The organism is Halorubrum sp. CSM-61, from assembly GCF_003781945.1.
Lineage (GTDB): Archaea > Halobacteriota > Halobacteria > Halobacteriales > Haloferacaceae > Halorubrum.
Window position 1 is genome coordinate 122,666 of the sequence record NZ_RJJW01000004.1, and the last position, 14,962, is coordinate 137,627.

14 protein-coding genes are annotated in these 14,962 nt (G+C 69.4%); 7 read left to right on the forward strand and 7 right to left on the reverse strand.

The features are described from left to right. The first annotated feature begins 34 nt into the window (after window positions 1–34). Genes EDM04_RS08550 through EDM04_RS08565 form a run of 4 tightly spaced genes read left to right on the forward strand, consistent with a single transcriptional unit; the run spans window position 35 to window position 4,605 of the window. A complete protein-coding gene (locus EDM04_RS08550; RefSeq protein ID WP_123621112.1) occupies window positions 35–1,009 on the forward strand; it encodes an ABC transporter permease in 975 nt (324 codons plus the stop codon). 14 nt (window positions 1,010–1,023) lie between these two features. Further along, window positions 1,024–2,208, forward strand: a complete 1,185-nt coding sequence (locus EDM04_RS08555; RefSeq protein ID WP_123621114.1) for an ABC transporter permease — start codon at window positions 1,024–1,026, stop codon at window positions 2,206–2,208. Next, window positions 2,208–3,278 carry an ABC transporter ATP-binding protein gene (locus EDM04_RS08560; protein ID WP_123621116.1) on the forward strand — a complete coding sequence of 357 codons (1,071 nt, stop codon included), beginning with the start codon at window positions 2,208–2,210 and terminating at the stop codon, window positions 3,276–3,278. The genes EDM04_RS08555 and EDM04_RS08560 overlap by 1 nt, the downstream gene beginning before the upstream one ends. Next, window positions 3,271–4,605: an ABC transporter ATP-binding protein gene (locus EDM04_RS08565; RefSeq protein ID WP_123621118.1), complete on the forward strand. Its 1,335-nt coding sequence runs from the start codon at window positions 3,271–3,273 to the stop codon at window positions 4,603–4,605. The genes EDM04_RS08560 and EDM04_RS08565 overlap by 8 nt, the downstream gene beginning before the upstream one ends. Before the next feature lie 27 nt (window positions 4,606–4,632). Here the strand turns inward: EDM04_RS08565 and EDM04_RS08570 are convergent, their stop codons facing one another. From EDM04_RS08570 to tpiA, 5 genes are all read right to left on the reverse strand, one after another. Further along, window positions 4,633–5,424: an AMP-binding protein gene (locus EDM04_RS08570; protein ID WP_123621120.1), complete on the reverse strand. Its 792-nt coding sequence runs from the start codon at window positions 5,422–5,424 to the stop codon at window positions 4,633–4,635. 100 nt (window positions 5,425–5,524) lie between these two features. Beyond that, window positions 5,525–5,845, reverse strand: a complete 321-nt coding sequence (locus tag EDM04_RS08575; RefSeq protein ID WP_123621123.1) for a cupin domain-containing protein — start codon at window positions 5,843–5,845, stop codon at window positions 5,525–5,527. Between the two features lie 53 nt (window positions 5,846–5,898). Further along, on the reverse strand, window positions 5,899–7,068 hold the full coding sequence (dnaJ, locus tag EDM04_RS08580; RefSeq protein WP_123621125.1) for a molecular chaperone DnaJ: 1,170 nt from the start codon (window positions 7,066–7,068) through the stop codon (window positions 5,899–5,901). A gap of 85 nt (window positions 7,069–7,153) precedes the next feature. Further along, window positions 7,154–9,091: a molecular chaperone DnaK gene (gene dnaK, locus EDM04_RS08585; RefSeq protein WP_206424443.1), complete on the reverse strand. Its 1,938-nt coding sequence runs from the start codon at window positions 9,089–9,091 to the stop codon at window positions 7,154–7,156. A gap of 202 nt (window positions 9,092–9,293) precedes the next feature. After that, window positions 9,294–9,938, reverse strand: coding sequence for a triose-phosphate isomerase (gene tpiA, locus EDM04_RS08590; RefSeq protein WP_123621129.1), 645 nt, complete (start codon window positions 9,936–9,938; stop codon window positions 9,294–9,296). Window positions 9,939–10,085: 147 nt separating this feature from the next. On the opposite strand from tpiA, the gene EDM04_RS08595 reads away from it, so the two are divergent. Both EDM04_RS08595 and EDM04_RS08600 read left to right on the forward strand, forming a co-directional pair. Next, window positions 10,086–10,865 (forward strand): DICT sensory domain-containing protein, encoded by a 780-nt coding sequence (locus tag EDM04_RS08595; protein ID WP_123621131.1) that lies wholly within the window; start codon window positions 10,086–10,088, stop codon window positions 10,863–10,865. After that, window positions 10,862–11,281: a disulfide bond formation protein B gene (locus EDM04_RS08600; RefSeq protein ID WP_123621133.1), complete on the forward strand. Its 420-nt coding sequence runs from the start codon at window positions 10,862–10,864 to the stop codon at window positions 11,279–11,281. Before EDM04_RS08595 ends, EDM04_RS08600 begins: the two co-directional genes overlap by 4 nt. A 42-nt stretch (window positions 11,282–11,323) precedes the next feature. Here EDM04_RS08600 and EDM04_RS08605 read toward each other — a convergent pair whose 3' ends face one another. Next, entirely contained in the window at window positions 11,324–11,863 is a 540-nt protein-coding gene (locus tag EDM04_RS08605; protein ID WP_123621135.1) for a multiprotein bridging factor aMBF1, read from the reverse strand. A 140-nt stretch (window positions 11,864–12,003) separates the two neighbouring features. On the opposite strand from EDM04_RS08605, the gene aroA reads away from it, so the two are divergent. After that, window positions 12,004–13,407 (forward strand): 3-phosphoshikimate 1-carboxyvinyltransferase, encoded by a 1,404-nt coding sequence (gene aroA / locus EDM04_RS08610; RefSeq protein ID WP_123621137.1) that lies wholly within the window; start codon window positions 12,004–12,006, stop codon window positions 13,405–13,407. 396 nt (window positions 13,408–13,803) lie between these two features. Here the strand turns inward: aroA and EDM04_RS08615 are convergent, their stop codons facing one another. Then, entirely contained in the window at window positions 13,804–14,808 is a 1,005-nt protein-coding gene (locus EDM04_RS08615; RefSeq protein WP_123621139.1) for a presenilin family intramembrane aspartyl protease PSH, read from the reverse strand. Window positions 14,809–14,962: the final 154 nt, after the last annotated feature.

Below are 14,962 nucleotides of genomic sequence, written 5' to 3' on the forward strand. Positions count from 1 at the left end.
CACCCCGTTCTCACCTCACCGTTTCAGACACCACATGGGATTTGGAAGGTACGTCACCGCTCGGGTTCTCTGGGCCGCAGTGGTATCGCTCATCATCGTCACCGTCACGTTCCTGCTGCTCGCGGCGGCCCCGAACCCGGCCGTCCAGCGGGCGGCGACGCAGGCGGCGCTCCAGGGCGGCGACCCGGCGGCGGCCGCCGAGCGGGTGCGCGAGCTCCGCGGGCTCAACCAGCCGCTCCACGTCCGATACCTCGATTACATCCAGAGCGTGTACACGCTCGACTGGGGCTGGTCGCAGAGCCGGAGCCAGCCCGTGATGGAGGCGGTCACGCAGGCGCTGTACTACACCGTGCAGTACTCGGTTCCCTGGACGATCCTCACGATCATCTTGGGGCCGCTCGTCGGGGTCTACTCCGCCGCGAACATGTACAGCTGGAAGGACCACGCGGCGACCGCGTTCGCCTTCTTCGGCTACGCCATCCCGAACTTCTTCTTCGGGATCATTCTCCTGCTGGTTTTCGGGGTGTGGCTGGAGGTGATACCGATCGTCTACGACACGGGCGTTCCGGTGTTCAGCGTCGAGAACGCGATCCAGCTCGCGGTTCCGGTGTTCGTGTTGGTCACCGGGTCGATCGGCGCCGTCATGCGGGTCTCCCGGAACGAGTCCGCGGAGTTCCAGAACGCGGACTTCATGAAGACGGCGAAGGCGAAGGGGGTCTCGCCCCTCCGCGCGTACGCCTACCACGTCATGCGGCCGACGCTCGTGCCGCTCTCGACGACGCTCGTCGGACAGCTCCTCGCGCTGTTCATCGGTTCGTCGCTGCTCGTCGAGGTCGTCTTCGGGATACCGGGGCTCGGCCGACTGACCTACGAGGCACTGCTCGCACAGGACACGAACCTCGTGTTGGGGACGACGCTGTTCTTCACGTTCGTCGCCGTCATCGGGAACCTCCTCGAGGACATCGTGTTCACCGTGTTGGACCCGCGGATCAGCTACGATGACAGGTAACACAACGGAGAACGATGGCAACTGAAAAACCGGAACGATTCGATCAAGTCGACTGGAACGACCTCTCGCGGTCCGGGCGGTTCGACCTGTCGGTCAACGCGCTCGGCATGTTGGCGACCGCGATCCCGCTCGTCCTGTTGGGGCTCTACGAGTGGCAGTTCCTCGGCAGGCGGACCGCCACCTTCGAGTTCGTCGGCCTCGAGCGGAACCTCGAGACGATCGACTACTTCTTCGTGTTCACGCTGCTGCTTTTCGTCTGGTTCCTCGTCTTGCCGCTGTTACAGAACCCGCGGATGACGCGGTACTACTGGGAGGAGTTCAAGCGGAACCGGCCGGCGGTCGTGAGCCTCGTCTGGCTCGGGATCGTGTTCGTCGGCGGGCTCCTCGGCCCGCTCCTCGTGAGCGCCCCGCAACAGGACCTCCTCGTCGCCTACCAGCCGCCGGTGTTCACCTCCGTGGTCGACACGACGCCGGCGACGTGCGTCGGCGAGGTGATCGAGGGGCGGTGTCACGGGACGTGGCAGCACCCGTTCGGGACGACCCAGGGCGGGAAGGACGTGTTCACGATGATCATCTACGGGATGACGGTGACGATGCAGATCGCCTTCATCACGACGACGATCGTGGCCGCGATCGGCATCTCGTTCGGGACCCTGAGCGCGTACGCCGGCGGCTGGGTCGACGAGGTCATGATGCGGTTCGTCGACATCATCCTCTCGTTCCCGACGTTCCTGATGTTCCTGCTCATCCTGTACATCTACGGGGCCGGACTCGGGATGTTCATCGTCGTGTTCTCGATCCTGGGCTGGGGCGGCACCGCGCGGTACGTCCGTAGCAAGTCGCTGTCGATCTCCGAGGAGGAGTTCATCCAGGCGAGCCGCATCAGCGGCGCGAGCACGTATCGAGTCATCCGCGGACACGTCGTGCCGAACGTGGCGAGCAGCATCATTACGCAGCTCACGCTGCTTATTCCCGGCTTCCTGCTCGCTGAGGCGCAGCTCGCGTTCCTCGGGATCGGCGACTCGTCGGTCCCCTCGTGGGGGCAGCTCATCTCAGCGGGTCGGAGCGACCTCTCCTTCGCCCCGTGGATCGTGTTGGCGCCCGGTATCGTGCTGTTCCTGACCATCCTCGCGTTCAACTTCCTCGGCGACGCGCTGTTGGACGCGTTGAACCCCGAAGCGGAGGCGGAGAACGGATAATGTCCAGCGATCAACCGCTACTCGAGGTCGAAGACCTCACGACGACGTTCAGCACCGACGACGGAACGCTCACCGCGGTCGACGGGGTCGACTTCAGCGTCGACACCGGCGAGACCGTCTGTATCGTCGGCGAGTCGGGGTCCGGCAAGACGGTCGCGACGGAGTCGATCACCAAGATCATCAAGACCCCGCCGGGACACGTCGAGGGGTCCGTCCGGTACGAGGGGCGCGATCTGCTGTCGCTTCCCGAGCCGAAGCTCCGGGAGATCCGAGGCAACGAGATCGCACACATCTTCCAGAACCCGCAAGAGGCGATGAACCACTGCTACACCGTCGGGTGGCAGATCGCCGAGGCGCTCCAGATCCATCAGGACGTCTCCGACGAGGCGGCCCGCGCGAAGGCGGTCGACCTCTTAGACCGCGTCGGGATCGCGAACGCGAGCTCGCGGTTCGACGACTACCCCCACGAGTTCTCGGGGGGGCAGAAGCAGCGCGTGATGATCGCGATGGCGCTCGTCGGCGACCCCGACCTGCTGATCGCCGACGAGCCGACGACCGCGCTCGACGTGACGGTGCAGGCGCAGATCCTGAAGCTGCTCGACGAGCTCCAAGACGAGTTCGACATGGGGATCCTCTTCGTGACCCACGACCTGGGCGTCGTCGCGCAGATCGCCGACCGGATCGTCGTGATGTACGCCGGGAAGGTGATGGAGCGCGGCGGCGTGCTCGACATCTTCGACAACCCGGCGCACCCCTACACCCAGCAGCTGCTGGAGTGTTTACCGGAGTTCGGCGGGACCGGCGGCGGCATCCCGGGCACGCTCCCCGATCCGCACGACCCGCCGGACGGCTGTCGGTTCGCGCCGCGCTGCGAGTACGCCGAGGAGGCGTGTCGCACCGGCGGCCAGCCGGAGGAGATCGAGGTCGCGCCGGGACAGCGCGTCTCCTGCGTCCACTACGGGCCGGGCGGGAGTCCCTCGGTCGTCCGAAGTGAAGAGTTCGGACCCGCTAACGGCGACGAGACCGGACCGACGGGCGGCGAGAGCGGAGTGGGGCCCGCCGATGACTGAGCCGCTGCTGTCGGTGCGCGACCTGAAGAAGCACTACCCGATCCGGAAGGGGGTCTTCAACCGACAGGTCGGCGCCGCCCGCGCCGTCGACGGGATCAGCTTCGACATCGCGCCGGGCGAGACGCTGGGGCTCGTCGGCGAGTCCGGCTGCGGGAAGTCGACCGCGGCGAGTTCCGTCATCCGACTGGAGGAGCCGACCGCCGGCGAGGTCGTCTTCAACGGGAACGGTCGCGAGGGGGCGGCGCGGACCCCCGACGGGACGCATCCCAACGACGTGACGCGGTTCGACGACGACGAACTGAAGGCGTTCCGCCGGGGCGCGCAGATGATCTTCCAGGACCCCTCCTCCAGTTTCGACCCGCGGATGTCGGTCGGGAACGCGGTCGGCGAACTGCTGAAGGTCCACGGGATGAGCGACCGTCACCGGCGTCGCGCGATCGTCGAGGACCTGCTCGAACGCGTCGGGCTCTCGGCGAACGACTTCGACCGGTATCCCCACGAGTTCTCCGGCGGGCAGAAGCAGCGGATCGCGCTCGCCCGAGCGCTCGTGTTGAACCCGGACCTCATCATCGCCGACGAGCCGGTGAGCGCCCTCGACGTGTCGATCCAAGCGGAGATCCTCTCGCTCATCGACGACTTACAGGAGGAGTTCGGGCTCTCGCTGCTTTTCATCAGCCACGACATGTCCGTGATACGGCAGATCTGCGACCGCGTGGCCGTGATGTACCTCGGCGAGATCGTCGAGATCGGGCCGGTCGAGGGAATCTTCTCCGACCCGCAACACCCCTACACGGAGGCGCTGCTGTCGTCGATCCCGACGCCGGACCCGCGTGCGAGCGTCGGAGGAATCGAGCTGAAGGGAACCGTACCGAGCCCGACGAACCCGCCGAGCGGCTGTCGGTTCCACACGCGGTGTCACAAGGTGATCCAGCCCGAGGGCGTCGACGTCGACCAGGACGACTGGCGGGGGCTGTTGAACTTCCGCGACAGCGTCGTCGCCGGCGAGATCGACGTCGAACAGGTCCGCGAGAACGTCGCCGCCGGCGAGACCGCTCCGGCGGAATCCGAGGTTCGGGCCGAGCTCCGCCGGGAGTTCGACATCGGCGAGACGGTCGACGACCCCGACCTCGAGCGGACGCTCTCGGAGGCGATCGGACTCCTGTTGCAGGACGACGACGAACGGGCGGGAGAGATCCTCTCGAACGCGATCACGACGCCGTGCGCGCAGACGGAGCCCGCGCGGACGGTTCACGGCCCCGATCACGAGTCCGCCTGTCTCCGGCACGAAGGGCGGGCGTCCGCGGAGCCGAACCCCGCGGACGACTGATCCGGACGCGTTCCCGTTCGGGGGGGCTCACTCGGTTCCCGACTCGGTTCTCGACGCGAGCGTCGCGGGGTCGAGCCGCCGCGGTTCCGGAACCGCAACGCCCGCCGGAGCCACCGCCAGGTCGCCGCGCGGCCCGTCGCTCGCATCGCTCGCGTCGTCTCCGTCACCCGCGTCGCGGTCGGTGTTCGGCGGCGCGAGTACCGCGGTTCCGCCGACGGAGAGCGGGGCGACGAGACCGGCCGCGAGGGCCGGCGGATCGGAGAACGGTCGACGGAGGACCACCCGCGTCCCCTCGTCCATCTCGGTCGCCTCGACGGCGACCTCGGCCAGCGAACACAGGTCGCGGTGGCTGAACTCGCGGGTCGACCCGAGGGCGGCGGTGGTTTCGGGACCGACGTCGCTCGGCGGCATCGCGGGGTTCTCGCTCCACAGCTCCTGCTCCCAGTGGGTCGTCTCGGGGCGGTCCGGCGGGCCGCCGAAGGCGACGAGCTTCGTGCCGGGAGCCGGTTCGACCGTCGACTCGTCGGCCACGCCGACGAGCACCACGCGGTCGCCCCGTTCGATTCCCGCCGGGGGATCGAACCTGACGGGAGCACCCAGCCCCGCGGCGCCGAGGAAGGCGAGCGTCGTGTGGAACCCCGGCGTCGGCTCGACGGCGACGGTCGACCCCTCGCGGGCGCCGAGGTACCGCAACACGTTGGCGGCCTTGTACGCGTTGGTGATCAGGTCGCGGTACGTGCGCTCGCGCCCGTCGGCCGTGACGAGCGCTGTCTCGCGGCTCCGTCGGTCCCGGGCGAGCAAGTCGCCGACGACGTCCATACGCGGAACTCGGGGCGGGCGAGACTTAAAAACGCGGAGGCGCTCTCGGGCGGCGCGAGCCGCGCGTCGGGGATCGGAAGCCGGTGGTCGGCAGGGACGCTCAGGGCGCGCCGGCGATGACCATCTTCGAGCCGTCGGCGGAAAAGGCCAGATCGCGGCTGGAGTCGGCGTCGACCCGGACCGCGTCGCCGGGGCCGAGCTCGACGGGGTCGCCGTCGACGGTGAGCGTCGCCTCGCCGTGGAGCAGCACGTACACCTCCTCCTGACCGTCCTCGGCGTGGTCGTGTTCCATCCCCTCCCAGCCCTCGTCGGCCTCGACGACCGTGACGCCGAGCGCCTCGCAGTCGAGCGCGTCGCGGAGGAAGTACATGCCGGGAGCGCGCGGTTCGACGTCGTCGTAGGCGGTCGCGTCGTAGCCCATACCCGCGAAAGGAGCCGAACTGCGGAAAAGGTACGGGTCGGCGAAGGCGATGTTTAAAAGGAGCTCTTCAGCTTCTCGAAGAAGCCGCCGCCCACGTCGACGTCCTCGCCGCCGGCCTCCGCGAACGCCTCGAGCGCCTCGCGCTGCTCCTCGTTCAGCGAGTCGGGAACCACGACCCCGACCTGGACGTAGAGGTCGCCGCGCCCGCGCCGACGCAGGCGGGGCATCCCCTTCCCCTTGAGGCGGAACGTCTCGCCGCTCTGGGTGCCGGCGGGCACGTCCATCTCGACGCTGCCGTCGACGGTCTCGATCTCGACGGTGTCGCCGAAGACGGCCTGCGGGAAGGAGACGGCCTCGTTCACCCGGAGGTCGTCGCCGTCGCGGTCGAACCGGTCGCCGACGTCCACGTCGACCTCGATCAGCAGGTCGCCCTTCGGCCCGCCGTTCTCGCCCGGCGCGCCCTCGCGCTCCATCCGGAGGCTCTGTCCCGAGCGGATCCCCGCCGGAATTTCGACCGAGAGCGTCGCCTCCTCGTGGACGACGCCGTCGCCGCCGCAGTCTGCGCAGTCCTCGCTGTACAGCTCGCCCTCGCCCTCACACCGGGGACACGTCGAGGTCTGTTGGACGCGACCGAGCGGCGTCTGCTGGACCTGCTGGACCTGCCCGCGCCCGTTACACTGCGAGCAGGTCTCCACGTCGGCGTCGGGCGGGTGGCCCGCGCCGTCGCAGGTGTCGCACTCGGTCGGTCGCGTGAGCGTGACCTCCTTGGTCGCGCCCTCGAACGCCTCCTCCAGATCGATCGTGAGCCCGGTACGGAGGTCCTGTCCCTGACGCGGTCGGTTGCCGCCGCCGCCGCCACCGCCGCGGCCGCGCCCGCCGCCGCCGAAGAACTGGTTGAAGATGTCCTCGAAGCCGCCGGCGCCGCCGGCGCCTCCCGCCCCGCCGAAGGGGCCGCCCGCGCCGCCCGGACCGCCCCCGCCGGTGGCGCCGCGCTTGTCGGCCTCCGTGAAGCGGTCGTGGCCCAGCTGGTCGTACTGCTGGCGTTTCTGCTCGTCGGTGAGCACCTCCTTGGCCTTCTGGATCTTCTTGAACCGCTCCTCGGCGTCGTCGTCGTCGCTGACGTCCGGGTGGTGTTCGGCGGCCTGCTTGCGGTACGCCTTCTTGATCTCTTCCTCGCTGGCGTCCCGCGATACCCCGAGGACGTCGTAGAAGTTCTCGCTCATGCGTTACGTTCGTTGGTGTGTCGTTCGTGGCTGGGTCGTGTTAAGCGGCGCGTCCGAAAGACGCCGCGAACCGAAAGGGTCGGCGCTACTCCTCGTCGTCGTTCTCATCAACGTCTTCGAAGTCGGCGTCGACGTACTCCTCGTCGTCGCCGTCCGGGCCCGCACCGCCCGGGCCTGCCGCACCACCGGGGCCGCCAGCGCCGCCCATCCCGCCCATGCCGCCGGGACCGGCGCCGGCCGCACCGCCCGCGCCGCCCGGACCGGCCTGCGCGGCCTGCCCTTCGTACATCTGCTTGCCGATCTCCTGGAGCTCCTCGGTGAGCGCCTCGGTGGCGGACTCGATCTCGTCGGTCTCGGCGTCCTCGTCTTCGAGGACTTCCTCGACGTCCTCGATGGCCGCCTCGATGTCGGCGACGAGCTCGTCGTCGTCGAGCTCCTCCTCGTTCTCCTCTAAGAGGGTCTCGGCGCGCTGGATCGACGTCTCGGCCTCGTTGCGGGCCTCGATCCGCTCGCGGCGGGCCTCGTCCTCCTCCTTGTGCTTCTCGGCCTCCTCCTGCATCTGGTCGATCTCCTCGTCGGAGAGGCCGACGCCCCCCTCGATGGTGATCGACTCGGTGTTACCCGAGCCCTGGTCTTCGGCCTCGACGTTGACGATGCCGTTCTCGTCGATGTTGAACGAGACCTCGATCTGGGGGGTTCCGGCGGGCGCCGGCGGGATGCCGGAGAGCTGGAACGCGCCGAGCAGCTCGTTCTCGTCGGCGATCTCGCGTTCGCCCTGGAAGACGCGGACGTTGACGGAGGTCTGGTTGTCCGCGGCCGTGGTGAACACCTTCGACTCCTCGGTCGGGATCGTGGTGTTCTTCTCGATGAGCCGCTCGAAGAGACCGCCCTTCACCTCGATACCGAGCGAGAGCGGGGTCACGTCCAGCAGGACGATGTCGTCGACGTCGCCGGAGAGCACGCCGCCCTGGACCGCCGCGCCGAGCGCGACCGCCTCGTCGGGGTTGACGTTCTTCTTCGGCTCCTGCCCGACGAGCTCCTCGACCTTCTCCTGGACCTGCGGCATCCGGGTGGAGCCGCCGACGAGGATGACCTCGTCGATGTCGGACTTGGAGTAGTCGGCGTCCGAGAGCGCCTGCTCGGTCGGCTCGACGGTGCGCTCGATGAGGTCGGAGGTGAGGTTCTCGAACGTCGCGCGGGTGACGGACTGTTCGAGGTGGACCGGACCGCTGTCGGTCGCGGTGATGAAGGGGAGGTTGACGGTGGTCTCCTTCTTGTTCGACAGCTCGATCTTCGCCTCCTCGGCGGCGTCCTTCAGCCGCTGGAGCGCCTGCCGGTCGTCGCGGAGGTCGATCCCGTGGTTGTTCTGGAACTCCTCCGCGAGGTGGTCGATGAGCGCCTCGTCCCAGTCGTCGCCGCCGAGGTCGTTGTCCCCGTTCGTGGCGACGACCTCGTAGACGCCGCCGCCCAGATCGAGGACCGACACGTCGAACGTGCCGCCCCCGAGGTCGTACACGAGGACCGTCTGGTCGGACTCGTCGTCGAGGCCGTACGCCATGGAGGCGGCGGTCGGCTCGTTGACGATGCGCTCGACCTCGAAGCCGGCGATCTCGCCGGCGTCCTTGGTCGCCTGCCGCTGCTTGTCGTTGAAGTACGCGGGGACGGTGATGACCGCCTTCTCGACGTCGTCGCCGAGGTACTCCTCGGCGTCGCGCTTGATCTTCTGGAGGATCATCGCCGAGACCTGCTCGGGCGTGTACTCCTCGTCGCCGATCTCGACGGTGTAGCCGTCCTCGCCCATGTGCCGCTTGATCGACTGGATCGTGCGGTCGGGGTTCTGGACGGCCTGGTTCTTCGCGGGCTTGCCGACGAGGCGCTCGCCGTCGTCGGCGAAGGCGACGACCGACGGAGTGGTCCGGTCGCCTTCCGCGTTGGCGATGATCTCGGGCTCGTCGCCCTCCATCACCGCGAACGCGGAGTTGGTGGTACCGAGGTCGATACCGAGGATCTTGTTGCTCGCCATCTTGGTCAAATGTACCGGCTTGTGTCGGTTAAAGGTTACTAGACGGCGCGATCTCGTCGAACAGTCGAAACCGCCGCAGTCTTGCGATTTCCGTGATCGTGTGAACGCGTCTCACCGATGTCTTTATACCGATCCGCAAGCGCAGCAACTCGGTCCGGTCGCCGGGGAGGGAGGTTCGGGACCGATCGCCGTCGAAGAGGGCTCAGATCCCGCTGACGAGGTCCTCCAGCACCGCCTCCGGGTCGTCGGCCTTCGCCACGCCAGAGGCGAGCAGGACGCCGGCGGCGCCGAGGTCGCCGGCGGCGGCCACGTCCTCGCCGGTCGAGACGCCGGCGCCGCAGAACACGTCCACGTCCTCGTCGACGGCCTCGGCGGCCGCGACCGCGTCCTCGACGATCCCGGGGTCGGCCGTCGACACGGAGACGTCGCCGCCGATGAGCTCCGGGGGTTCGACGGCGACCGCGTCGGGGCCGAGCGCGGCGGCCGCGCCCACCTGCGCGGGGTTGTTCGCGCAGACGATCGTCTCCAGGTCGGCGCGCTCGGCCGCGCGGACGGAGCCGTCGACGTCCGCGAGCTTCAGGCGGTTCTCGGAGTGGTTGACGAGCGTCCCCTCCGCGCCGTTGTCGGCGACGGCCTCGGCGAGCGTCGAGCCGGTGTGAGATCCGTGGGCGTTCGGCGAGACGTGCTGGGCCCACGTCTCGACGCCGGTGTCGGCGACGCGGGCGACGTCGGCGGCCTGCGGCGAGACCGCGATCCGCGCGCCGGACGCCTCGGCGACGTCGCGGGCGGCGGTCGCGACTTCGATCGGATCGCACGGGTACGCCTTGAGGTTCACCAGGATGAACATACCCGCACTGGGGGTCCGCGGCGCAAATAGCTTCATACTCCGGCGACGCTCCCGCTGCGGATTTCTCGCGGGTCCCGAAACCGGTGCCCGACGCGACCTCGAAAGCAGTAACGACCTTATACCCCGCACCTGTGGGTCCGGCAAGGGATGTCCCTCATCGAGCTCATCGCCGGCGTGGAAGCTCACGAGGCCACGCTGACCGTCTTCAACGCCGACCCGGGGATCGCAGAGGAGCTCCGGGAGCACTTCGCCGACCGCAACATCCGGGTCGTCGAAGAACAGACCGCCGCCGGCCCGGAGGGGTTCGCCGTGCTCGCGCGCGACGGCGAGTTCGTCGCGGCCGTGACCGTCGACGAGCTGTTGCCGGGGCGAGGCGAGCCGGGAGGCGGCGAAAGCGAGCCGGGAGCCGGCGGGGCCGGAACCGGCGAACCGAGCGGCGGCCGCGTCGGTGGACCGGTGTTGGACCACCTCGACGAGACGATGTTCGCCTCCTACTCGCGCGCGGACATGGTGGCCGCGTCCCGCGAGATCGAGGACCGCGCGTGGCGGGTCGGCGACGGGGAGCTCCACGCCGGCTTCCAGACGCTCGACGTGCTCACCGGCGAGGCGGACACCTACGACCTTCTCGGCGGGAAAGAGCGGCTCGACGTGCACGCGTACGCCGCCGACGAGGGCGACGCGCCCGATGTCGAACACTACACCGTCCACGTCGGCGAGACCGCCGAGATCCGGGAGACGTGGTTCGTCGCGTACGACGGCGGCGGGTACGACGACGCCAAGTGCGCGCTGCTCGCCGAGGAGCGCGCCCCGGGCGAGTTCTACGGATTCTGGAGCTACGACCCCGAGACGGTCGACTACATCATCGACTACCTGACCGAGCGATACGGCGGCTCGGGAGCGGTGAACGACGGCGGAGAGGCAGTGTGACCGGGAAGCCCTCGGAGACGACGCTCCGGCTGTCGGCCGCGACGCTCGTCGCGACGGTCGCGACCGCGGGGAGCCTCTGGTTCGGCCTCGGGCTGGGGCTCACGCCCTGCGACCTGTGCTGGTACCAGCGGATCGCCATGTACCCGCTCGTCGTCGTGCTCGGCGTCGCGACCGTCGAGAGGCGACCGGAAGTCGTCCGAACCGCGCTGCCGCTCGTGGGGATCGGCGGAGTCCTCGCCGTCTACCACTCGTACCTCCAAGCGACGCTGACGGAGTGCGCGCTGGGGGGTCCGTGCGCGGCCGTTCAGTGGGAGAGCCCGGTTCTCGGGCTCTCGATCCCGAACCTCTCGCTCGTCGCGTTCGGGCTGCTCGCGGTCCTCCTCGTCTGGACGTGGGCGCAGAGCGGACGGGAGTGATCGGCGGGAGAATGAGAGAGCGGTCGCGGACGAGTCCGGCCGTCAGTCCTTCCGCTTGACCACGTCGCCGAGCGTCATCGTCCCGGCGTCGCCGCTGTCCCAGTCGGCGTCGTCGACGGAGTCGCCCTCGACCAGCGAGATGTCGAGCGCGCCTTCCAGCTTCCGCTGGATGTCGTCGGTCGGGAGCGTGTCGCCGCGCTCCAGCTTCCGGATGAGGCTCGCCTTCTCGTTGAGCTGGTTCGCCAGCTCCTCCTGACTGAGCCCGCGGGACTCGCGGGCGTTGCGGATCTGGTCGTCGTAGTCGGTGGCGATCTCGTCCATGTCGTCGAACATGTCGCGCGGGCGCGTCGAGCCGCCCGACGAACCGGACGAGCCGGACGATCCGCCCGAGGAACCGGACGAGCCGGAGGACTTCCCGGTGCTCGAACTCGTGGAGTACTTGCTGCCGCCGGAGCCGGTGGACTCGTCGCGGACCTCGGTGCCGAAGTCCGTACACGAGCTGCACAGCTCCAGCTCGGCGCCTTCGACCTTCGTCGTCGTCAGCGAGGCCTCGTCGGCGCCACACATCTCACACTGGGGCATACGCGACGCTAGCGCTCCCGGTGGTATAAAGGGTACGCCGCGGACGTCGGTCGCTGAGTCGACCCCCCCACGCCGCGGAATCCCCCGCAGAATCGTGCCGCGGCCGGTACCCACTTGTCGCCGCGGGCGGCAGGGGAGGTATGGACGTTCACGTCACCACCTCGACCGTGCGGGGGACGACCCGCGCGCCGCCCTCGAAGAGCTACACCCACCGCGCGCTGCTGGCCGCGGGCTACAGCGACGGCGCGACCGTGCGCTCTCCCCTCGTCTCCGCGGACACGAAGGCGACCGCCCGCGCCGTGACCGCCTTCGGCGGCGCGGTCGAGCCGGGACCCGGCTCCGACCCCGAGTCCGAGACCGCCGTCGACGACGATGACGCGCTCATCCCCGACGACGCCGACGCGCTCGCCGTCGACGGGTTCGGCGGCCGCCCCGCCGTCCCCGACGACGTGATCGACTGCGCGAACTCCGGGACGACGATGCGGCTCGTCACCGCCGCGGCCGCGCTCGCGGACGGGACCACCGTGTTGACCGGTGACGGCTCCCTCCGCTCGCGCCCGCAGGGACCCCTCCTCGAAGCCCTCGGCGATCTGGGCGTGCGAGCGGAGTCGACCCGCGGGAACGGGCAGGCCCCCCTCGTGATCGCCGGGCCGCTCGCGGGTGGCAGGGTCGCGATCCCCGGCGACGTCTCCTCGCAGTACGTCACCGCCCTGCTGATGGCCGGCGCGGTCACGGAGGCGGGGATCGAGGTCGACCTGACGACCCCGCTCAAGTCGGCCCCGTACGTCGACATCACGCTCGAACTGCTCGACGACTTCGGGATCGAGGCCATCCCGGTCGACGACGCCGGCGACGCGCTCGACGGCGCGGCCGGCGCGGCGGGCTTCGTCGTCGACGGCGGGCAGTCGTACGCGCCCGCGGGCGGGAGCTACACCGTCCCCGGCGACTTCTCCTCCATCTCGTACCTGGTCGCCGCGGGCGCGGTCGCCGCCGAACCGGGCGAGTCGGTCCGGATCGAGGGCGCCGTGCCGAGCGCGCAGGGCGACTCCGCGATCGTGGCGATCGCGGAGCGCATGGGAGCGGACGTTCAGTGGGACCGCGAGGCCGGAGTGATCACCGTCCGGCGCTCCGAGCTGTCTGGCGTCGAGGTCGACGTGGGCGACACGCCCGATCTCCTCCCCACCATCGCCGCGCTCGGCGCGGTCGCCGACGGCGACACCACGATTACGAACTGCGAGCACGTCCGGTACAAGGAGACGGACCGCGTCGCCGCGATGGCCGAGGAACTGGAGAAACTGGGCGCCGAGACGACCGAGGAGCAGGACACGCTGACGGTCCACGGCTCCGAGAGCGACCTCCGCGGCGCGAGCGTCGACGGCCGGGCCGACCACCGGATCGTGATGTCGCTCGCGGTGGCCGCCTTGGTCGCCGAGGGCACGACGACGATCCGCGGCGGCGAGCACGTCGACGTCTCCTTCCCGGACTTCTTCGACGCGATGGCCGACCTCGGGATGACCGTCGAGCGCGACGGCGCGAGCGAGTAGCGCTCGGCGGAATTTATAAAGGCGGTGCGGTGGCGCGTGCCGAGGAGCGCCCGGTGGGCGCGACTCGCACGCGCGAGGGAGTCGGTCGCCCGAGCGAAGCGAAGGGCGGCCGACGAGGCTGGGGAGGCGTGAGGTGCGGGGCGGTGCCGTCGGGTGGGACTCAAAGGGGCAGCCGGGAGGACGAAGCACGGCGACGCAAGCACTGCAAGGAGCGAGCGAAGCGAGCGACTGAAGCGCGTGGTTCGAGAGAGCGAAGCTCTCTCGTCATCACGAAAGGCGCTTCGCGCCTTTCGAACGACAGCGAGCCGCGCGAGTCCTCCCGGCTGGGGCTTTGGAGGTGTTCACCGCAGAGTCACCGATCGCTTATAAGGGATCGACAACGACACCAACGCCGACTTAAAAGAATCCGCCGAGCCCGACCGCCTCGATCAGCGGGACGCCGGCGACGAGGGAGCCGATCAGGTACCCCCCGATCGCCCCGCCGTTTAAGAGCGGAAGCCCGGCGTGCGGCCGCCCCTTGATGACCCAGCTCATCAGCACGATCAGCCCCGCGAGGCTGCCGACCATCGCGAGCAGCGCGGGGACGTTGATCCCGATCAGCGGCACGTCGAGGGCCGCGGCCGGCGAGAACGTCGCCGCGCTCGCCACGAGCACCGTCGGGATCACGGCGTCGCCGAGCCCGATGAAGAACGCGTCGCGGTCCTCGATGTCGGTCGGCTCCGAGACGTCGGCGCCTTCCTCGGCCGGGTCGTCGGGATCGGCATCGGCGTCATCGTCGTCGGCGTCTTCACCGCCGTCGCTACCCTCAGCGTCCGACTCGGGTTCCTCCCCCAGAAGCGAGTACGAGAGCGACAGCGGGATCACGAGCACCACGGGGATGTTCAGGTCCATCACGCCTTCCGCGAGCGACAGCATGTGCTCGGTGCCGTACACCGAGATCGCGTCGTAGACCGCGAGGAAGGCCAACAGCAACAGCGCGGGCAGGAGTCCGAAGGAGATGCCGAACAGCCCCGCCGCGCCCGCGCCCATCAGCACCCCGGCGGTGTCGATCACGTACCACTCGGGGTACGCGAGGAGGGCGACGCCGACCGCGACGGCGGGCACCGCGGCCGCGAGCGGCGACACCACCGCGGAGAAGACGTACCACGAGAGCCACGCGGAGACGCCGACGATCAGCAGCCGGATCCCCTGATCGAGGTCGTAGCGAAACGCGGCGAGCATCAGCCCCGTCATGGCGATGATCGCGGCGATGTACACGAGGCTGTTCGTCGGGTTCTCGGGGTTCTCGACCGCCTGATAGCCGCTCTCTGCGAACTCCGGCACCAGCGCCAGCGCGCCCAGCTGAACGACGAGGAACAGGCCCACGACGAAGGCGACGCCGCGGTACTCGCGGGGGAACATTCGACCGTCGGTTCGGGATCCGAGGGTTTCGTCCTTGCGCTTCGGCTCGGTCGGGGAACCGAATCCGACGCTACAGAAGCACGAGTCGGTGCCGAGAAACGGGTTCGGGTACGGTGTGGGAGCGGGTGGACCCGAGCCCGAAAGCCGACGGACG